Source organism: Phyllobacterium sp. MT110 (assembly GCF_058792715.1).
On the sequence record NZ_JBXAFE010000004.1, the window covers coordinates 369,730 to 388,832 of the forward strand.

General features: G+C 56.8%; 18 protein-coding genes. 13 read left to right on the forward strand and 5 right to left on the reverse strand.

Annotation, left to right across the window (positions count from 1 at the left end; all coding sequences use genetic code 11):
* The first annotated feature begins 133 nt into the window (after positions 1–133).
* From AC1Q5O_RS19540 to AC1Q5O_RS19555, 4 genes are all read left to right on the forward strand, one after another.
* Positions 134–1,036, forward strand: coding sequence for an amino acid ABC transporter substrate-binding protein (locus tag AC1Q5O_RS19540; protein WP_403184415.1), 903 nt, complete (start codon positions 134–136; stop codon positions 1,034–1,036).
* Positions 1,037–1,108: 72 nt separating this feature from the next.
* On the forward strand, positions 1,109–1,846 hold the full coding sequence (locus AC1Q5O_RS19545) for an amino acid ABC transporter permease (protein ID WP_223615274.1): 738 nt from the start codon (positions 1,109–1,111) through the stop codon (positions 1,844–1,846).
* Positions 1,846–2,538: an amino acid ABC transporter permease gene (locus AC1Q5O_RS19550; RefSeq protein ID WP_492565226.1), complete on the forward strand. Its 693-nt coding sequence runs from the start codon at positions 1,846–1,848 to the stop codon at positions 2,536–2,538. The genes AC1Q5O_RS19545 and AC1Q5O_RS19550 overlap by 1 nt, the downstream gene beginning before the upstream one ends.
* A gap of 19 nt (positions 2,539–2,557) precedes the next feature.
* Entirely contained in the window at positions 2,558–3,295 is a 738-nt protein-coding gene (locus AC1Q5O_RS19555; RefSeq protein ID WP_223615276.1) for an amino acid ABC transporter ATP-binding protein, read from the forward strand.
* A gap of 40 nt (positions 3,296–3,335) precedes the next feature.
* Here AC1Q5O_RS19555 and AC1Q5O_RS19560 read toward each other — a convergent pair whose 3' ends face one another.
* Complete coding sequence (locus AC1Q5O_RS19560; RefSeq protein WP_492565227.1) at positions 3,336–4,163, reverse strand: hypothetical protein; 828 nt, start codon at positions 4,161–4,163, stop codon at positions 3,336–3,338.
* A gap of 253 nt (positions 4,164–4,416) precedes the next feature.
* On the opposite strand from AC1Q5O_RS19560, the gene AC1Q5O_RS19565 reads away from it, so the two are divergent.
* Positions 4,417–4,995: a TetR/AcrR family transcriptional regulator gene (locus AC1Q5O_RS19565; RefSeq protein ID WP_492565229.1), complete on the forward strand. Its 579-nt coding sequence runs from the start codon at positions 4,417–4,419 to the stop codon at positions 4,993–4,995.
* On the forward strand, positions 4,992–6,401 hold the full coding sequence (locus tag AC1Q5O_RS19570) for a nitrilase-related carbon-nitrogen hydrolase (RefSeq protein WP_492565231.1): 1,410 nt from the start codon (positions 4,992–4,994) through the stop codon (positions 6,399–6,401). The genes AC1Q5O_RS19565 and AC1Q5O_RS19570 overlap by 4 nt, the downstream gene beginning before the upstream one ends.
* Positions 6,402–6,605: 204 nt before the next feature.
* On the opposite strand, the gene AC1Q5O_RS19575 is transcribed toward AC1Q5O_RS19570, so the two are convergent.
* Positions 6,606–6,992: an ester cyclase gene (locus AC1Q5O_RS19575; protein ID WP_492565310.1), complete on the reverse strand. Its 387-nt coding sequence runs from the start codon at positions 6,990–6,992 to the stop codon at positions 6,606–6,608.
* Positions 6,993–7,344: 352 nt separating this feature from the next.
* On the opposite strand from AC1Q5O_RS19575, the gene AC1Q5O_RS19580 reads away from it, so the two are divergent.
* Both AC1Q5O_RS19580 and AC1Q5O_RS19585 read left to right on the forward strand, forming a co-directional pair.
* Entirely contained in the window at positions 7,345–7,731 is a 387-nt protein-coding gene (locus AC1Q5O_RS19580) for an SH3 domain-containing protein (RefSeq protein WP_223615373.1), read from the forward strand.
* Between the two features lie 338 nt (positions 7,732–8,069).
* Complete coding sequence (locus AC1Q5O_RS19585) at positions 8,070–9,254, forward strand: DUF2865 domain-containing protein (protein ID WP_492565233.1); 1,185 nt, start codon at positions 8,070–8,072, stop codon at positions 9,252–9,254.
* Between the two features lie 38 nt (positions 9,255–9,292).
* Here AC1Q5O_RS19585 and AC1Q5O_RS19590 read toward each other — a convergent pair whose 3' ends face one another.
* A complete protein-coding gene (locus AC1Q5O_RS19590) occupies positions 9,293–10,399 on the reverse strand; it encodes an NAD(P)/FAD-dependent oxidoreductase (RefSeq protein WP_492565235.1) in 1,107 nt (368 codons plus the stop codon).
* 19 nt (positions 10,400–10,418) lie between these two features.
* Positions 10,419–10,694 carry a hypothetical protein gene (locus tag AC1Q5O_RS19595; protein ID WP_105735295.1) on the reverse strand — a complete coding sequence of 92 codons (276 nt, stop codon included), beginning with the start codon at positions 10,692–10,694 and terminating at the stop codon, positions 10,419–10,421.
* 377 nt (positions 10,695–11,071) lie between these two features.
* Between AC1Q5O_RS19595 and AC1Q5O_RS19600 the strand changes: the two genes are divergently transcribed.
* Together AC1Q5O_RS19600 and AC1Q5O_RS19605 are read left to right on the forward strand one after the other, a co-directional pair.
* Positions 11,072–12,544: an oligosaccharide flippase family protein gene (locus AC1Q5O_RS19600; RefSeq protein WP_492565237.1), complete on the forward strand. Its 1,473-nt coding sequence runs from the start codon at positions 11,072–11,074 to the stop codon at positions 12,542–12,544.
* Between the two features lie 39 nt (positions 12,545–12,583).
* Complete coding sequence (locus AC1Q5O_RS19605) at positions 12,584–13,588, forward strand: glycosyltransferase family 2 protein (RefSeq protein ID WP_492565239.1); 1,005 nt, start codon at positions 12,584–12,586, stop codon at positions 13,586–13,588.
* On the opposite strand, the gene AC1Q5O_RS19610 is transcribed toward AC1Q5O_RS19605, so the two are convergent.
* Positions 13,583–14,923, reverse strand: a complete 1,341-nt coding sequence (locus AC1Q5O_RS19610) for a polysaccharide pyruvyl transferase family protein (RefSeq protein WP_492565241.1) — start codon at positions 14,921–14,923, stop codon at positions 13,583–13,585. The genes AC1Q5O_RS19605 and AC1Q5O_RS19610 overlap by 6 nt on opposite strands.
* Positions 14,924–15,036: 113 nt before the next feature.
* Here AC1Q5O_RS19610 and AC1Q5O_RS19615 point away from each other — a divergent pair, with 113 nt between their 5' ends.
* The 3 genes from AC1Q5O_RS19615 to AC1Q5O_RS19625 are packed head-to-tail and all read left to right on the forward strand — an operon-like array spanning position 15,037 to position 18,968.
* Positions 15,037–16,233, forward strand: coding sequence for a glycosyltransferase family 4 protein (locus AC1Q5O_RS19615; protein WP_492565242.1), 1,197 nt, complete (start codon positions 15,037–15,039; stop codon positions 16,231–16,233).
* Positions 16,234–16,270: 37 nt separating this feature from the next.
* Complete coding sequence (locus tag AC1Q5O_RS19620; protein ID WP_492565244.1) at positions 16,271–17,641, forward strand: glutamate-1-semialdehyde 2,1-aminomutase; 1,371 nt, start codon at positions 16,271–16,273, stop codon at positions 17,639–17,641.
* Positions 17,634–18,968, forward strand: a complete 1,335-nt coding sequence (locus tag AC1Q5O_RS19625) for a glycoside hydrolase family 140 protein (RefSeq protein WP_492565246.1) — start codon at positions 17,634–17,636, stop codon at positions 18,966–18,968. The genes AC1Q5O_RS19620 and AC1Q5O_RS19625 overlap by 8 nt, the downstream gene beginning before the upstream one ends.
* Positions 18,969–19,103: the final 135 nt, after the last annotated feature.

A 19,103-nucleotide genomic window follows, 5' to 3' on the forward strand; every position in this document is an offset into this window, starting at 1 on the left:
GCGGGCAGCAGAGGCCTTTCACAACAGTGGGTGTTCCACAGCCAAGCGGCCCGGATTCGCAAATTGGAAGCCTAAGCGCTTTTCAATTTCGCCGAATGCGGCCATAGTTGCGGCGTTCGAATTGGAGGATTAAATGAAAAAAATTCTGATCACGGCAACAATACTCTTTGCTGCTCTTGGGTCAGCGGCACAGGCTGACGGAACTCTGGACAAGATCAAGTCCTCTGGCACCATCACGCAGGGTGTACGAGAGTCATCCGGATTGGCCTATACGCTCGGCAATGGCGTCTACACCGGCTATCACTACGATGTCTGCCAGAATATCATTGCGGACATCAAGAAGAAGCTTGGGCTTGAAAAGCTGGACATCCGGTATCAGCCCGTCACATCGCAGAACCGTGTGCCTCTGGTCCAGAACGGCACCGTCGATCTCGAATGTGGCTCTACAACGAACAACACCGCACGTGCAAAGGACGTTGCATTTGCCGATACCGTGTATGTCGAGGAAGTGAAAATTGCGGTCCGTGCCAACTCCAACATCAGCAAGCTGGAAGATCTGAACGGCAAGAACGTGGCGACCACGACCGGCACCACCTCCGTGCAGACCCTGCGCAAAAACAAGCGCGGCAAAGACATTACCTTCAACGAGGTCTATGGCAAGGATCACGCCGACAGCTTCCTGCTCCTGCAGAGCGGCCGCGCCGATGCCTTCGTGATGGACGCCTCGATCCTCGCGGCCAATATTGCCCGGGCACAAAAGCCAAGCGATTTCAAGGTTCTGCCGGAAGTCCTGTCCGTTGAACCGATCGCCATCATGATCCGCAAGGACGACCCCGAGTTCAAGAAGGCGGTCGATGAAAGCATCGTGGAACAGATCAAGGCGGGCACCATCGCCAAGCTCTACGACAAGTGGTTCATGCAGCCCATTCCGCCGAACAATGTTTCGCTGAACATGCCGGCCTCGGAAGCCACCAAGGAAGCCTGGGCCAATCCAAACGACAAGCCGACCGAGGACTACAAGCAACCCGGTCAATAGGTTTGAGCTTACCAGGGCCGGGAAACGCGCAGTACCTGCCCTGTTGATGCAACACGTGCGGGTGGGCGAGATATGATGGCGTATTGGCAGAACGTATGGGATCGCTGGCAGTTTCTTTGGGATGACCGGGGTGACGGCGTCACCTACTTTCAATGGATGCTGTCGGCTTGGGGCTACACGGTTGCCGTGGCCGCCACCTCGCTCGTGATCGCTCTGGTGTTCGGCATCGTCATCGGAACGTTGCGCACGCTGTCGGGACACCGGGTCATCTCCGCCTTCGCGGCGGGATGGGTTGAGCTTTTCCGCAATATTCCCATCCTCGTCCAGCTCTTCATCTGGTTCTTCGTGATTTCCGAACTCGTTCCTGGCATGCGGAGCGTGCCGGGCTTCGTTTTGGCCTGCTGTGCGCTCGGCTTCTTCACCTCCGCCCGTATTGCCGAACAGATACGCGCCGGTATCCAGGCCCTACCGACAGGCCAGCGTAACGCCGCCTATGCCGTTGGCTTCACCCAGTTCCAGACCTACCGCTATGTGATCCTGCCGCAGACCTTCCGCATCATCATCCCGCCGCTGACCAGCGAAGCGATGAATATCGTCAAGAACTCGTCAGTCGCCTTTGCGGTATCGATTCCCGAACTGATCAGCTTCGCCATGCAGACACAGGAAGAGACGTCGCGCGGGGTCGAGGTCTATCTGGCGGCCACGGTGCTCTATGCGGTGACCGCGCTGGTGGTCAACCGGGTCATGGCCTTCATGGAACGGCGGATGCGCATACCCGGCCTGACGGTCCAGACGCAGGGAGCGCACTGATGGCTACGCTCGACTTTTCGTTCTATACATGGGCCAATATCAGCAATTATCTGCTCAGCGGCCTCTATTTCAGCGTCTCGCTTACGATCGCCGCCACCATTGGCGGCATTGCCCTCGGCACCGTCATTGCCCTGATGCGCCTGTCCAACGTCAAGCCGCTGGAATATATCGCCACGTGGTATGTCAATGTGTTTCGCAGCGTGCCGCTGGTGATGGTGATCCTCTGGTTTTTCCTGCTGGTACCATCCGGCTTTTACGACCTCTTCCCGGGTGGAAGCGGCCAGAAATACCGGGCCGAGATTTGCGCCCTGATAACCTTCATTGTCTTTGAAGCCGCCTTCTTCAGCGAGATCGTGCGCGCCGGCATCCAATCCCTGCCGCGCGGCCAGACGAATGCGGGACAGGCTCTCGGCATGACCTACGCGCAGAACATGCGCTACATCATCCTGCCCCAGGCGATCCGCAACATGCTGCCGGTCTTCCTGACCCAGACCATCGTGCTGTTCCAGGATACCTCGCTGGTCTATGCCATCGGCGCCTACGACATCCTCAAGGGTTTCGAAATCATGGGCAATACGTTTGGCCGGCGGATCGAAACCTATCTCCTCGCTGCCGTGGTCTATTTTGTCATCTCCTTTTTCTTGTCCATGGTCGTCAAGAAACTGAACCAGAAAATCCGCATCGTGCGCTGAAGTGAAGGACGCAATCACAATGATCGAAATGAAAAGCGTTTCCAAATGGTATGGCACGACTCAGGTCCTCAACGACTGCTCGGTTAAGATCAACAAGGGAGAAGTTGTCGTCGTTTGCGGGCCGTCCGGCTCAGGCAAATCCACCCTGATCAAGACCATCAACGCGCTTGAGCCAATCCAGAAGGGCGAAATCTGGATCGACGGCGTCGCCGTTCACGACAAGGCCACCGACCTACCGAAATTGAGAAGCCGCGTCGGGATGGTCTTCCAGCACTTCGAACTGTTTCCGCATCTGTCGGTCACCGACAATCTCATCATTGCCCAGATAAAGGTGCTTGGCCGCCGGCGCGACGAGGCCAAGAAACGCGGCCTGCAAATGCTGGAACGCGTCGGGCTCATCGATCATCAGCACAAATTCCCCGGCCAGCTCTCCGGCGGCCAGCAGCAGCGCGTGGCCATCGCCCGCGCACTCTCCATGGATCCGATCATCATGCTTTTCGACGAGCCGACGTCGGCGCTTGATCCGGAGATGGTGGGCGAGGTGCTGGACGTGATGGTCGGTCTCGCTTCGGAAGGCATGACCATGATGGTCGTGACACACGAAATGGGTTTCGCCCGGAAAGTCTCCAACCGCGTCATTTTCATGGATGTCGGCGGACGCATTCTCGAGGATACGACAAAGGACGAGTTCTTCGGCAAGATCGAGGACCGCCAGCCACGCACGCGGGAATTTCTCAACAAGATTCTGCAGTATTGAGGTCGCAGCGGGGCGAAAGTCCCCGCTTTTGTTCAGGCCATCACTGGGCGCCGACCGGGCGTGGCGGATAGATGGCCTGCACCTGTGTGGACCTGGGGGTGCCGGATATCGCACCTGTCGTCATACCCGACGTGCCGGGGTGGGTTTTTCCGGCAATCAGCATATCTTCGTGCACCCAGCCGATCATGTCGGTAGCGGGAATCACGATGTGATGCCATTTGCCGGTTTTGCCATAGGAGCGCATTTCGCGTCCCTTTTCCACGGTACCCGCCGGTTCGGATTTATCCCACGCATTGCGCCGCAAGGTCAGCCTTTCGCGCGCATACACCACCGATGGCGTCATGTTGGGCATGTTGATCCCGCGTGGCAGGTGAATGCCCGTCCGCTCCGCTGGACCAACGGCCAAGGTCGGCCGCTGCAATGGTTGCGGCTGCTGTAATGCTGCCCGCTGCAGCGGCGTGGGCACCACGGGATTCGGCTGTGCGCCGACGGGAATGGAGGGGCGCGCTATCGGAGCATTGAAAGCGGTAGCCGGAATGTTCTCCTGGCGCGGCGCGGCTTTTGCAGTCGGTTTCACATCTGCGTCTGGCTTTACGGCGGCTGATCGACTGGTCTGTGCCGCTGGACGCTCGAACCATCCGGCGAAGGCTTTAAGCGGGCCTTTGTGCTGCGTTGCCGACCATATGCTCAATGCGCCAACGCCGACAATCACGGCAAGAGCCAGGAATATACCCGTCGAGGACCCGCGCGCTGCGGAGCGCGACGATGACCGCTTCGGCGAACGTGACGGTGAACGGGTGCTGCGCTTTCTCTTGGCCATATGAATCCTGCCCTCTTCGGCCCAGTCGCGGTTGGGCCAGATCAACATCGGGTTTAACAACGTTCCTGAGCGTCGAATCGCGATGTCACCCAGCCTGACAGGGCTTCCTTGGTATTTCGTTACCGGGCAGCAAGGACATGTACAGAAGCAGCTTGAGGGATGCGCTGGCTGGCGCCACAGACGATTTTCATCCCGTTATGCCGAGCCCGATACTATGCCGAACCCGCTCCCCAAAGTCCAAGATCTTCGGCATGACTTCAGCCCTGTGTACATTGCACACAGATACGTGTACAAAGCACACATGACCATGGACCGGATCTTTGCGGCGGCCAAAGCCGTACTCGAACAAGACGGAATCGCGGGACTCACCATCCGCAAGGTGGCGCAGAGCGCGCAGATGTCGACGATGGCGATGTACCGCCACTTCGCCGACAAGAACGCTCTGCTGAACGCTTTGATGGCGGACGGACTTCGGGCCTGGGAAGAGCGCGCGCGCGCCATCGGCACATCCGATCCGATGGAATGGCTGGAGGAGCTTGGCGAAGCTTACTTGGACTTCGCCATCACGGAACCCCACCGGTTCGACGCGGCGTTTTTCCTGCCCGCTCCCGAGGCGCGCCGCTTTCCAGACGATTTTGCGGCCGGCCGCTCGCCCGTATTGACCATGGCCATGAAGCGCATCGAAGAGGCGCAGGCAGAGGGATGCATCGAGGACACGCCCGCGCTCGAAATCGCCTTGGCGCTCGCGGCGCTCGGTCAAGGCCTCGTCTCGATGCATCGCGCCAACCGCTTTTCGAGCGAGACGCAGTTCAAAGCGCTCTACCACACGGCCCTTCACCAATGTCTCGCTTCATTCGAATCTGCTCGGAGAACAAGATGATCGCCGTCCTCGCTGCGCTGCTGAGCGGCGCGATGTTCTATCTGTCACAGGGCTTAGACGACGTATGGATGCTGGCTTGGTTCGCACCGGTGCCGCTGCTGTGGCTGGCCTACGGAAAACAGCCGATGTGGCAGGTGATGGCGGCGAGCGCAGCCGCGATCCTGGCAAGCGGTGGCTACATACTGCAACTGCCTTACATACCGCCGCTCTTCATAATCGTGCCGGTGCTGCTGCTTTACGTTGGCATGTTTTGCGCCGCCGTCTGGTTCGCGCGCTTTGTACACCTCTGGGCGCATCCGTTCGCCACACTCTTCGCGTTTCCAGCATGGTGGACGGCGTTCGAACTCCTGAGCCAGCTTCCATCGCCGAACGGTACCTACGGCTCGTTTGCCTACAGCACGATGTCAGCGCCCATCCTGATCCAGAGCGCTTCGCTCTTGGGAATGTATGCCGTCACGTTCCTCATTTGCCTCTTCGCCAACACCGTTGCCTTGGCGCTGCGCGCCGGACGGCAGGCCATCGCCGCCATCACTCTGGGCATTGCGATCTGCGCGGCGAACTTGGCGTTCGGGTTCGTGCGTCTGGCCCAGCCGCAGCCGTCCACCGTCCGGGTGGCAGGCATCGTCGATGAATCCATTGTAGCGAACGCCTGGCGCGCGCATGCTTTGCCGGAGGATCTCGCAGTGACGACAGCCTACGCACAGGAAATCCGTGAAGCGGCTCGCCAGGGCGCCCGTTTCATCGTGACGTCGGAAGGCGGCATGGCGTCGATCCCTGAGGCGCAGTCGGCCATCATCGCGCCGCTTGCATCCGCGTCCAGGGAAACGGGAGTACGGATCATTGCCGGCTTCCATTCTGACCACCCGCCAGCCGACTTCGCGCTTGCATTCGACCCCACAGGACCGACGCAACGCTATGACAAGCGGCATCCCGTGCCAGGGCTTGAAGAGCGCTACGTGCCCGGTCACGTCTCCGGGTCCCTGGCCGACGGATTCGCGATGGAGATCTGCAAAGACATGGATTTCCCCAGCACCATTCGCTCCGATGCCGTGAACGGAACCCGGCTGGCAGGTGTGCCGGCGGGCGACTTCGGCATCGACGGCTGGCAGCATGCGCGAATGGCCATCATGCGCGGCGTTGAAAACGGATTTTCCATGATGCGTCCCGCGCACCATGGCCTGGTGATCGCCAGCGATGCGCAAGGCCGCGTCATCGCCATGAAGGAGGATGCGCCGACGGGCCTGACCATGGTGGTCACGGACCTTCCGCTCGGCCCCGGGCCGACGCTTTACACGCGGATCGGCGATCTCTTCGCGTGGCTGTGCGTCGCCTCAACACTTTCGATCGCCATTCTCTCGATGTTGAAACGTCGGCGTGCAGTCACCGCTGCCCCTGCGCAGTCCTGATGCCCCACCGGTTGCGCGAGGTTCGGATATCGAACCGACCCTTAAACTTGCTGGTCCGCAACGATCAGGCAGCGGCCACTGTAAAAAAGGAATCGTCATGCGCGTTTCCGCCAAGTTGCAGTTGCGGGGACAGACCATTGTACCGAGCTTCAATCCTGGACTACCGGAAATCTCGGGTTTTAAGGAATGGGCTCGGGATACGTGCTAGATCTGCGCTTCGATGGCGGCCTTGTCTATCACTGACCATACCAGACTGATCTTTCCGTCTCGAAACTGGTAGAACACATTTTCGCTGAAGGACACTTTCCTCCCATTGATGGGGAGACCAAAGAAGTTCCCTTTTGGTGTCACGTTAAACAGGAGGCGGGCAGCAACATAGGATTGGTCGGAAATCAGCAGCTCGATATTGAAATACAGATCCGGAATTTCCACAAAGTCGTTCTCCAGCAGTCTTCGATACCCGGTCAACCCGATCTGCTTCCCGTTGTAGCGCACATCCTCCTGAACGAACGTTCCGAGGTTCGGCCAATCCTGCATATTCAAGCAGGAAATATAGGCGTTATAGATTTCCGCGAGGTTTGTCTCAGTCATGACAACTGCTCCTTGGCTGCCAGTGAGGTTCAGGACGAGGCGAATACGTGCATCGGTCATCGCATTAAGACTCAACCTATTGCGGCATGCCAACACTTATCCAGATCAGGTTCGAACCGGTCATATCCAGCGTTCACATCCGCTCGCCTTGAGGGATCAGGCAAATTGATGGGACAATTGAAACCAGAATGCCAGCGCCTCAGATTAACTTCTTGCGGCGGCAACTTTCTCACCATGCCGATGATCATCAGCTTATTCTGTAAAGCAACTGGACAAATCGTGATAATTTCAATCTATTAGACTGAAGATCCAAATTGAATCAGTGTTATTGCAGGGGGATTGAGCAATGAACATGAGAAGCTTTCTCACACTACTTGTTTTTTGTTCCACGATAATATTCTCGGCAGGTTCTGCTCTTGCTGATGTCGCCTATACAACCGGGAATGTTAATCTTCGCACCGGTCCGGCAACACATTACACCCGCGTCGGTACTCTGGCTGCGGGAATACGCGTGAATGTTCTGGCTTGCCAGTCAAACTGGTGCCGGATCGGACGGCAGGGCATCCGGGGATGGGTGTCAGCCAACTATCTCGATCGCGTGGCCGTTCACAGGCCTGCCATTGTGGTTCGGCCGACTATTGTTGTGCGGCCTCCCTATTATCACGGCCACCGCCCGCCGCCGCGGCCCCACCGCCCTCGCCCGAATTGCAAGATTGCGCCAGGATTCTCTTGCCGGTGAAATCTCGCCATTGTTCCTTCAACCGCACGGTTGGAGGAACGGCGCCACGCGTTAATTTGCCCTGATCCGATCAGTGTCGGCATTTGCGATGCTCCCGACGGACCAGTGTCCGTGTGCGGATCGTGCGGCAATACCTGCCAATCCGTCTAGAATCGTCCAAATGCCATTAACCGTAAATCGCCCTGCGGATCAGTAACATTGAAATAAAGCATTTTCATTCCGCAGATTAGAGTGTAGAAACGCATTCTTATTTCTGAGATTTCGCATCTATCAATACCCATCTCAACTTGAATACAACTGATCCTCCCCCGAGTGTTGTTACGAGTAGGTATGCGTCGATGAAATTCATTAGCCGGAATATTCTCGGACTAGCTCTGCTCCTATCTTCCAGCCTCTTTCTTCATGCAAATGCCGTGGCTGAACCAAGCATTTGCATCCGGCTTCGTCAGCAGCTCAAACTGCCAATCCGGGACGAGCCGCAGGTCAATAGAGCTGTCCAAGAGCAGGCGATGAAGCTGCAGCAAGCACGCGCACGCGCCAATCAGGCGGGTTGCGGCAACACGCTCTTTTCCAGGGGAGACCCGAAGCAATGCGCGCGTTTTCAACAGAATATTGAAAGCATTGCGGCAGAGCTTGAGAGGCGCAAGCGTGCGGAAACCCGTTCCAAAGGCTCCCCTTCCTCCAAAGCGCGTATTCTTGCGGCACTGAAAGCAAATGGGTGCGCAGAAGAGCGGCGGCAGGGGCTGCTTGAGGCGCTTTTCGGCAGTTCAGCGTCCGGGCCGGCAGTAACGAAAGTCGCAACGCTTCCCAGGCAGGCGATCGAACGGAAACGGCCGCGGCAACCGACGCAAACCCCTGATGCGTCCAGCACGAAACTCTATCGAACACTATGTGTGCGAACGTGCGATGGGTATTATTTTCCGATCTCTTTCGCCGTCCAGACCAAATATTTCGATCGCGACCAGAACACCTGCAGTGAAATGTGTCCGGCGTCGCCGGTAAAATTGCATTCCCATGCCATACCGGAGCAGTCTTCCGAGGATATGATCTCCGTCGAAACCAAGATTCCCTATAAGGACCTGCCCACCGCGTTCAACTATCGTCTTACCGGCGCTCCGCCAGTGGCCAATTGCACGTGTCACAATGCGCAGCAATCACTAAAAACATCGGTCAGCGCGGTGGCCCCCGCAGGTCAAGGAGCTTCAACAGCCCTTGGTCCTGAATTGCCAATCGCGCAACAACCCTCCGATGGGGAGACTGCAGCGGACACGGACGCGGCATCCAAAGGCAGCGGAAACCCCTTTGGCACCGTCTTGGCAGAACCCACCCAGGAGAACGATCGGCGAAATATACGCGTCGTCGGTTCGGCTTATCTTCCCGATGAAGAACGGAAAATTGATTTCAAGTCGCCACGGCCAGCCGAGCCGCTTTTTACGCAAGACCCCGATCGAGCAAACAGGTTCACATTCGGCATGGCCATCGAAACAGTTGCGACCGATATACTGAAGCGGCTTGGAGACTAAGAATCAACACTCGAAGGCCGTGGCAATCGACCTCCGCTTCAAACCAGCGCCGCCACATATTGCGCAATGGGCAGGCAGGACGTCAGCCCCGGGCTTTCAATACCGAACAGATTGACCAGTCCTTTTACGCCGTGCGACGACGGGCCCTCGATAAGGAAATCTGTCACCGTTTCGCCCGCAACACTCAGTTTTGGCCTGATGCCGCAATAGGCGGGCTGGAGAACCCCATCGGGCAACGCGGGCCAATATGTCCGTATTGCCTGGTAGAAACGCTCGGCCCGCGCCGGATCGACCGAATAGTCAATGGTATCCACCCACTCGACATCCGGACCAAACCGCATGCTGCCTCCCAGATCGAGCGTCAGGTGGATACCCAGGCCTCCGGGCTCCGGCACGGGATAAATCAGATGCTGAAACGGCGCGGCACCCGGCACCGAGAAATAGTTTCCCTTTGCATATCGGCGCTCCGGCACGTGATGCTTCGGCAATGCCGCAATTTTCGTCGCCAGTTCAGGCGCGTTGAGCCCGCAGGCATTGATGAACACGTCCGTGCGAAATTCATACGGCCGGTCAGTTTCCGTCTCGATTGTGTGAACGACAAATCCATCGCTGTCAGCGTCCACGGACACCACCTTGGTATGGAATGCGATCATTGCATCGTGCGCCTGCGCATCTCCAAGCAGCGCCAGCATCAGATCATGGCAATCAACGATTCCGGTAGACGGAGACATAATCGCGGCCGTGCAGTTCAATTCTGGCTCGACGCGACGGGCTTGCGCTCCGGAAAGGAATTGCAGATCACCCGCACCGCACCTGCGGGCGCGTCCGGCAATTTCGGTCAGGGTCTCAACCTGCTGGTTATCTGTCGCAACGATCAGTTTGCCGCAGCGCTTATGCGCCACGCCGTATGCATTCGCAAATCGGTAGAGCGCGGCGTTACCTTCCACACATAACTGCGCCTTCAAACTGGCTTCGGGGTAATAGAGGCCGGCGTGAATGACACCGGAATTGCGGGAACTTATTCCACTCCCTACCGCGCCGCTCTCTTCGGCGATGAGCGTTTCAATGCCTCGTCTTGCAAATTCCCGCGCTATGGCAATCCCGATAACGCCACCGCCCGCAACAACGCAGCCTATGCGATCCACTCTTCACCCCATCGTAGATTCATGATGTCAGTTTTTTCTCCAGACTCTGCAGCGTCTCTATAATCTTGCTGCCGACCCGCTCATAGCTGGGATAGTGCAGAAGGTGTTCTTTGTCCCAGTCAGCCGGCGAAAGATCATTGGCACCATCCTGCGGCGCAAAATTCTTCAGCTCATTGAGAAACTCCTGAACCGAGCGCGCCGTTGGCGGGGTTCCCGTCGCCGCATACAGAAAAAGGGCACGAAGCCAGAACTGGATCGCCATCATTTCTGTCCGTATCTGCTCGTCCTCGATCATGGAAATCCTGGCTCACACGCAACGCCCTCAGAACCATTTCTTTACCACTTTTGTGAGCCGGATTGGTAATTGGTCTGACGGATATCAGGTACATCCTTAAGCGTTCGGCCCAACTGCGAAGACAATAAAATCGATGATCTGCCGATATCTTTCAATGGACACGGCCGGGCCAATTGTCACCATTCGATTTGTGCCCGCGTCGTATTGAGGACGCGGGTACGTCGAACGGCTTAGCCGCCTTTCAACTGAATAGACAGCTTAAACCGGCTTCTGCAAAGCGCTAGAGTTAAGGTTGCCTGCGTGCCGCCGAGACGCAAAAAATCCGGCTGGCAACAAGCGCTCGAAAAACGGTCGACAATCATAAGAGAGGTCAGAGGGTGAGCGCTGTACGCCGGGCATTTTTCATGGCGATACTGGAACAGTATTCGCAAGTGATCGTCAGCGTGGCGATGATCACGGTCCTGTCGCGCGTGTTGAGCAGCAGCGAGATCGGGATAGCCGTCATCGGCTTGGGAATTGGCACGATTGCGCTCACCGTCAGGGAGTTCGTCACGTCAGAATACCTCATTCAGCGCGACACACTCACACGCGAAGACATAAGAACCAGTTTCACGCTGACCTTTGGGTTCTCGATGGCCACAGGCTGCGCCCTGTTTTTCTCTGCCCCGTTCCTTTCCCGATTTTACGCCGCGCCCGAGCTGCTTGCATTCATCAAAATCCTGGCATTCGCAGGCGTAGTAGACTCTGCTGTCTGTCCGATCATTGCGCTGTTGCGCAGGGATCTGACCTTTGGCGCGGTAACCCGCATCAACGCCATCGGCGGTATAACCAATGCCGTTGTGACGATCGCTTTTGTCGCATTGCATTTCGGCTTCATGAGCTTTGCCTGGGGAACACTCGCCTCGGCTATGGTGCGGACGCTTCTCGCTTTTCATACCAGACCAATCTTCTGGATGCTGAACCCTTGCCTGAAGAGCTGGCGGGCGGCTTTCGCCTTCGGCACATACAAAGGCGCCTCAACCCTGCTGGATCGGTCCTATGAAGCACTTCCCCAGCTTGTCCTGGGCCGGATCATGCCGCTCACGGCAGTCGGCCTCTACAATCGTGCAAATCTCGTTTGCGGGTTGCCGGACAAGATCCTGCTCTCGGCGATATTTTCCGTCGCCTTTCCCGCATTTGCATCGGAAGTCAGAGCGGAACGCGACGTCAAAGCCGCATATCTGCGCATCATAAGCTACATCACGGCCCTGTACTGGCCAGCAACCCTGGCGATGGCCATTCTGGCCTATCCCATTGTTCGCATCGCCCTGGGCCCCCAATGGTCCGAGACAGCGCCCCTTGTCCAGATTTTTGCGCTGGCCGCGCTCTTCTGGTTTCCCAACATCCTGACCTTTCCCGTTCTCGTCGCAATGGGCGCAAACAGACAGGCATTTGAAGCCAATTTCATTGGTCGGGGACTGTCGATGCTCGTGATCTGCGCAGCCAGCTTTTTCGGGCTCTACGCCCTGGCACTGAGCCAGTTCATTGTCCTGCCCTTTCAGATGTACCTTTCATTGGTCTATGTCCGCCGGCAGGTTCCCTTTGCGTGGGACGAACTGTTTCAGGTTTTATACCGAAGCGGCCTCGTGACGATATGGGCCATTGCAGGTCCGCTGCTCGTTCTTGCGGCAAACCGCTTTCAGTTTGACCTGTCGATTGCACAAGCCTGCATTGCGGGTCTGTTATCGGCGATAGGATGGCTGGCAGCCCTGGCTTACTTCAGGCATCCGTTCCTCGACGAAGTGGAAAACATTGCAAGAATCGCAATGCCGACACTGCTGGCAAGGATAAACGCCGCGGCCGTCAAATGAGCGGCCCTGTGCTTCGGCTCAAGGATTGGATTTTCGACGATGAAATCCATTGACGTGGTCATACCGAACTACAATTACGCTCACTATCTGAAAAACTGCGTCGACAGCGTGCGCAACCAGCCTGCCGAGAGACTGCGCATTCTGATCATAGACAATGCCTCTACCGACGACAGCGCGGCTGTTGCCAGGATGCTGGCCAGTGTCGATCCCAGAATAGAACTGATGCTGCGCCCCAAAAACCTCGGTGCGCATGCGTCATTCAATGACGGTATCGATTGGGCACAATCGGATTATTTTCTGATCCTTTGTTCCGACGATTACCTGGCACCGGGAGCTCTTGCCCGGGCGATGGCCTTCATGGAGGACAATCGGGATGTTCACCTGGTGCATGGCAAGACCCATTTTCGCGCAAACAACACAGAAGGCGATGGATTGCTGGACAATCCATTGCCTTCGGACTGGTCAAAGCAGGACGGCATGTCCTTTCTGAAATCCCTCTGTCAAAGCGGAAGGAATTTTGTGAGCGGCCCCACGGCGATCGTACGTACGGCAATTCAGAAGAAAGTCGGGTATTACAAGCCCGCCCTGATCCACACGGATGATCTTGAGATGTGGCTGCGTTTTGCCCTTCACGGTGCAGTGGGCCGAACGGAAAATATCCAGGCGGTCGCAAGGGTTCATGATTTCAATCAATCCGCGACCGTTCGCACCCTGGAGCAGTGGAGCATTGAATTCGAAGCGGCGTTCCAGTCATTCTTCGAGAATGACGGGGCAATCCTGACGGATGCTGACGTACTTCTACGGCAAGCGCGCAATGCACTGAGTGAAAGAGCCTACTGGTCGGCAGTCGCGCAATTGTGCCGGGGTGAACCGGAGGCTATGGCATTGATGCGTCATGCCATCAAGCTCCGACCGTCCGCAGCCTGGCTGCCGCCTCTCCGCTACCTCTTGCGCAGATCAGATGCCTCGGCATTGATTGGCCGCAGCGTCAAGGCTCTTGGGCGGCGACTTGGTACATCCACGACACCAGACGGCCGGCTATGATGACATGACAGGCTGCGCAGTGAAAAGCGGGCCGATAACCCTCTCTTCCAGCAGTTTTTCCTGAATGGAAAGCTGCCGTTGAACGCGCGCATTCACTTTGGCCAGTTCCAGATGCACCTCATTGAGGTTCGCAAGCATGCGACGTGTCTGATCTTTCAGGATATCAATATCGAAGGTTTCAATGTGCTGGCATGCGTGCTGATCATATTGTGCCAGCAGTTCATCATTCTTTTGGGCATATCCGAGCGAGATCGTGGGGCGAGCGAGCTTCAAGGCGCAGACAACATTGTGATAACGCGTCACAACCACAATATCGGTCTTGCCTATCTCCCGCATCAGATCATGGAGAGTGGCACCATGCTCCACGGTTACGCGTTCTTCGGGCTTGTCTTGAGCAGGAACCGAGACTCTTTCGACAATGTCACCCACCGCCCGCCAGTCCCGCTCGTCGCCGGTCAACAAGCGGACATTGTGCCCCTCATCGAGCAGCCATTGGATAAAGGAAGCCAATTTGCCGATGTATGAGCGGTAGATTGCTTCACCAAACACCGCATCCTTTGACCATCCGCGGTAGTCCATAACGCCTACGCCGACGGTTACGGGACTGTTGTATTTGGGAGGCGAGGAAGATGGGACCGGAAGCCGAAACGCGATATCGGGGAATAGGCCATCACGCTCGACGGAAAGGCCTATCCTTTTCATATAGGCCAAGGAGTAAGCGTCGCGATAGGATCGGTACTGCGCCATTCTGGCCGCCGAGCGCAGGAACCAGCGGCTGAGGGGATGCTCGATCGGACCTGCACCAATGCTGACGAATGCGATGTCCGCCCCACGCAACCGGGCTGCCAGGCACCAGCGGAAGAGCACAAACGGCCAACCAAAGGGCGTCTCCTGAAAATCATCCAGGATGCCGGTGCCGGGGATGATCAACAGATCTACCCCGCTCAAGCTTGCAAACAGCATATAGATACTGGCGATACGGCGCGGAATGTCGGCAAGAAACGCGTTCATTCGAATGAACCACTGGTCTTGCAGAACCAGGCCACTGATCCCGATCGATTTGATCTTGTATTCCTTTTCGACCAGTTCCGGGTTGGAACAGATGCACATGAGCTCGGCTTCGGACGGCAATGAACGCAGGAAATTCACCATAGCTTCGAGTGAACCGTCGTTCCCGGTATTACCGCTGCCAAATTGACCCAGTAAGCATATTTTCATCCACGCATCCTCAGCGTCGCGCGCGATCAATGGGATATTTTGTCCACGGAAGTTTGCCGCCGCCGCCGGGCAAAAAACACATGGTCTTTGGAACACCGCACCCAGCCTAATGAGCAAGGGGCTTCCCCCAAAGGGTTATAGGCCTCACCCGCCGCGACACATTCAATTCCCGCGGCTCCCGGTTCATGCTGTTTTCCGGATGAAGCCGAAAAACCCAAGGACAGGACTTCATGAAGTTCGCTTATTTCGTCCGCCCCCATATTGGCGGCACATATACGGTGTTCAGACAGCTGCGCGCCGCGCTGGCTGAAAAGGGAATTGACGTCCATTGGCTGGGGATGGCCACCTACGGCACTTCTTACGATGCTCAATGGCGTCCTGAGTTCTCTTACGGTTCCCTGGTGGAAACGCCCAACGGAGCAAGCGAACGGGATCAGGCCGAGGCCCTTGCGGAAGCCCTGGAAGAGGGCGAATTTGACGGAATATTCATCAACGTCCTCAGCGATCGAATTCAAACGAATATTGCGCGTTATCTGCCCGACAAATTCCTGCGCATCATGATCGTACACAACATCACTGCCGGGACTTACAGCGCGGCAAACGCGATCAAGAACCACGTGCATGCGACCGTCGGCGTTTCCGATCGCATTCGCAGTGACCTGGTCAGGAAACTGGGCTTTCCTGCAGACCGAACCTTCGCGATTCCTCATGCCGCGAGTGCGCCAACCATGCGGCAATTCCGAAGGGAACCCAACTCCGCCGACACATTGCGGGTTATTTTCCTTGGCCGTATCGAGGACGCGTCGAAAGGAGTGTTCTGGTTGCCGGAAATTTTCGCCCATTTGCCGCAGTCCATTCATCTGACTGTTGCCGGCGATGGGCCGGATCTCGAAAGCTTGAAGTCAAAGATGGCGACCCGCCAACGGCAGACCACCTTTCTCGGCGCGGTTCATCCCGAAGCTGTTTTCGATCTTCTGCTTCGGCATGACGTACTCGTCATGCCCTCGCGTTTCGAAGGATTTGGGCTGACCATCACCGAAGCAATGTCAGCCGGCTGCATACCGGTTGTTTCGCGTATCCGGGGAGTTACCGACACCATCGTCGATGATGGCACCAACGGTTTCCTCTTCACCATCGGAAATGTCAGGGAAGCAGCTCAGATCATCGGCCAGATCCATTCCAGCCGGGAAACCGCGCAATGGATGTCTGACGCGGCACGACACAAGGCCAATAGCACATTCACCATCGGGAATATGGCTGAACGGTATGACGACGTGATCCAGCACATCACGACGCACAGACCTGCCATCGCACCACCGCTCAAAATGCGGGATTGGTCCATGCCGAAAGGCTTGCGCTCGGGTTTGCGAACATTTGTGCCACGCCCGGTGAAGAATTGGCTGCGCATGATGCGGGAGCGCATTTGAAGAGATATCGGCAGATCAGGTAAAAGGGGTTTGGCACATGACTGCATCGATCCGCAATTTTGAAAATTCAGATCACTTGCGCGAACTCGCGCATGATCTGATTCCCGGTGGCGCACATACCTATGCGAAAGGCGATGATCAATACCCCCTGCTGTCGCCTGGCTTCATCGCCAGGGGCTACGGCAGTCACGTGTGGGACATCGATGGCAATGAGTATATCGAGTACGGCATGGGCAACCGTGCCGTCGGATTGGGCCACGCTTATCCTCCCGTCATTGAGGCGGTCATGCGCCAGCTCCAGCTCGGCTGCAACTTCGCCCGCCCTGCCGAAATCGAGGTCGAATGTGCAGCGACCTTCCTTGAGACGGTTCAGTCAGCTGAAATGGTCAAATTCTGCAAGGACGGCTCCGATGCCACATCTGCGGCCGTTCGACTGGCCCGGGCCGTCACAGGGCGGGATATGATCGGTATTTGTGCAGATCATCCATTCTTCTCGACAGACGATTGGTTCATTGGTTCAACGGAAATGAACGCCGGCATTCCAACCGCCATTCAGGCACTGACCGTTGGCTTCAAGTACAATGATCTCGAAAGTGCGCGCGCACTCTTTGAACGATATCCCCACAGGATCGCCGCGCTCATACTCGAACCTTCGCGCAGTGATGGTCCGGCCCAACCGTTTCTGAACGATCTGATGGAGCTGTGTCATGAAAATGGCGCTCTGCTCATTCTCGATGAAATGATTACGGGTTTCCGCTGGCATGCCGGAGGCGCACAGAAACTCTTTGGGATAGAACCCGACCTCTCGTGCTTTGGCAAAGCGCTCGGCAATGGCTTCTCTGTCTCGGCGCTCGCCGGCAAACGCGAGTTCATGAATCTCGGCGGCATTACGCAAGTGTTCAAACCGAGGGTTTTCCTGCTGTCGACCACGCATGGTGCGGAAACCCACGCTCTCGCCGCGGCGATTGCCACCATGCGGATTTATCAGAATGAACCGGTGATAGAACATCTTTACGCGCAAGGACATCGGCTGAGGAGTGGTGTTCAACAGTCGATTGCCCGGCACGACCTCACCGGTTACGTCAGCGTCACCGGCGCCAATTGCTGTCTTGCCTATGCCACGCTGGATACGGAGCGCTTGCCTTCGCAAGCCTTCAGAACGCTGTTTTTACAGGAAACGATACGCCGCGGTATTCTGATGCCATCGCTGGTCGTGAGTTATGCGCATACGGATAAAGATGTTGACCGCACGATAGACGCGATTGATGGAGCGCTCGGCGTGTACAAGAAAGCGCTGCAGCACGGGGTGGACAAGTATCTCGTCGGCCGCCCGTCGCAGCCGGTCTTCCGCCGCTTCAACAGTCCCGACGCGCCCGCTCCCGTTTTAAAACGCGCCAGCAATGCTTGACGCATTTCCGAGGCGGGTTCTGCTATGGGCACTTTTGTTACTCCTTGGACTGTGCACATCGGTTAATGCAAAAGAAGCTGTGTTTCCCCTGCGCATCTCAGCCAACCAACGCTATTTGGAAGATGCTGCAGGGCGGCCATTCCTGATGACAGCGGACACGGCGTGGTCTCTCATAGGGGATCTGTCTCGCGAAGAAGCCGATCACTACCTGGAGGATCGCAAGAAACGCGGTTTCAACACCATCTTGGTTTCGCTCATCGAGCACCGCTTCAGCCGCAACGCACCGGGCAATTTCTACAGGCGAAAGCCATTTGCGGCAGGCGGCTTTGTCGCCCCCAACGATGCCTATTTTGACGATGCCGAGTGGATTCTGCGCCGGGCGCAGGATCGGGGATTTCTTGTACTGCTCGTCCCGGCCTATCTCGGGGTGAATGGCGGAGATCAGGGATGGTATGGCGAGATGCGCGATGCCGGTGTCGAAGCAATGAAGGCCTATGGAACCTACATCGGCAAAAGGTTTGGAAAATTCAACAATATAATCTGGATACAGGGCGGCGACTACGATCCGCCGGATATGAGCCTGGTCGAGACTTTGGCCGGATCGATTGCACGCGCTGACCCGGATGCACTACAAAGTGTGCATGGCGGGAGGGATGCAAGAACGGACCTTGTCTGGAAAGCACCCTGGAAAAAGCTCGATACGCTCTACACCTACGGCAATGTTGCCCAGGCTGCACTCGTTCAATATCTCGTCTCACCGGCAAGACCCTTTTTTCTCATTGAGGGGATGTATGAGGGGGAGAACGGTGCAACGGAGGAAACGGTTCGAGTAGCAGCTTATTCCGCTCTTCTGTCCGGTGCCGGGGGCCAGGTATTCGGCAACAATCCCGTATGGCATTTTTCCGGTCCAGGCGTGCATGAGGAAACCATGCCCTGGCAAAAAGCGCTCGCAAGCCGCGGTGCCCAAAGCATAACCTATCTCAAACAATTCTTCGAAACCATTCCCTGGTGGGATCTTGAACCCGATCAGGGCAAAGTGCTGACGACGCAAGGCCAGCCGGCAGCGGGCATCGCGGTGGCCGCGCGTTCGCCTGGCGAAAGACTTGTCGTGGTCTATCTCTCGGGTATGAACAGCGTCGTTCTCAATGCACAGGCAGACTGGCAGTCCACCAGAGATATCCGTTGGTTCGATCCATCCTCCGGACAATACATGGCTGCCAAAGAGCCAATAACGAACGTCGCCGGCACAATGGAATACCGTGTTCCTGCAACCCGGAATGCGTCGGGTTACCGGGACTGGCTTCTCGTTGTGAAACAGCGCGATTAACACAGATCAGGCAAAAGAAGTAGGCGCTTCGCCGAAGGTTCAGCCAATTGCATTTGCGATCCTCCAAACTCCTCTCTCGTCCCAACCCGCCCACTGGAAGTACCGTGGCATCAAAGACGGTTTCTTTGAAAGGGT

Bases quoted from the DNA above. Each gene is read 5' to 3' on its own strand.
- AC1Q5O_RS19595 (WP_105735295.1), bottom strand. From the start codon at position 10,694: ATGATCGAGGACGAGCAGATACGGACAGAAATGATGGCGATCCAGTTC.
- AC1Q5O_RS19565 (WP_492565229.1), top strand. From the start codon at position 4,417: ATGACCATGGACCGGATCTTTGCGGCGGCCAAAGCCGTACTCGAACAA.
- AC1Q5O_RS19585 (WP_492565233.1), top strand. From the start codon at position 8,070: ATGAAATTCATTAGCCGGAATATTCTCGGACTAGCTCTGCTCCTATCT.
- AC1Q5O_RS19615 (WP_492565242.1), top strand. From the start codon at position 15,037: ATGAAGTTCGCTTATTTCGTCCGCCCCCATATTGGCGGCACATATACG.
- AC1Q5O_RS19570 (WP_492565231.1), top strand. From the start codon at position 4,992: ATGATCGCCGTCCTCGCTGCGCTGCTGAGCGGCGCGATGTTCTATCTG.
- AC1Q5O_RS19550 (WP_492565226.1), top strand. From the start codon at position 1,846: ATGGCTACGCTCGACTTTTCGTTCTATACATGGGCCAATATCAGCAAT.
- AC1Q5O_RS19620 (WP_492565244.1), top strand. From the start codon at position 16,271: ATGACTGCATCGATCCGCAATTTTGAAAATTCAGATCACTTGCGCGAA.
- AC1Q5O_RS19625 (WP_492565246.1), top strand. From the start codon at position 17,634: ATGCTTGACGCATTTCCGAGGCGGGTTCTGCTATGGGCACTTTTGTTA.
- AC1Q5O_RS19605 (WP_492565239.1), top strand. From the start codon at position 12,584: ATGAAATCCATTGACGTGGTCATACCGAACTACAATTACGCTCACTAT.
- AC1Q5O_RS19545 (WP_223615274.1), top strand. From the start codon at position 1,109: ATGATGGCGTATTGGCAGAACGTATGGGATCGCTGGCAGTTTCTTTGG.
- AC1Q5O_RS19575 (WP_492565310.1), bottom strand. From the start codon at position 6,992: ATGACTGAGACAAACCTCGCGGAAATCTATAACGCCTATATTTCCTGC.
- AC1Q5O_RS19540 (WP_403184415.1), top strand. From the start codon at position 134: ATGAAAAAAATTCTGATCACGGCAACAATACTCTTTGCTGCTCTTGGG.
- AC1Q5O_RS19560 (WP_492565227.1), bottom strand. From the start codon at position 4,163: ATGTTGATCTGGCCCAACCGCGACTGGGCCGAAGAGGGCAGGATTCAT.
- AC1Q5O_RS19580 (WP_223615373.1), top strand. From the start codon at position 7,345: ATGAGAAGCTTTCTCACACTACTTGTTTTTTGTTCCACGATAATATTC.
- AC1Q5O_RS19555 (WP_223615276.1), top strand. From the start codon at position 2,558: ATGATCGAAATGAAAAGCGTTTCCAAATGGTATGGCACGACTCAGGTC.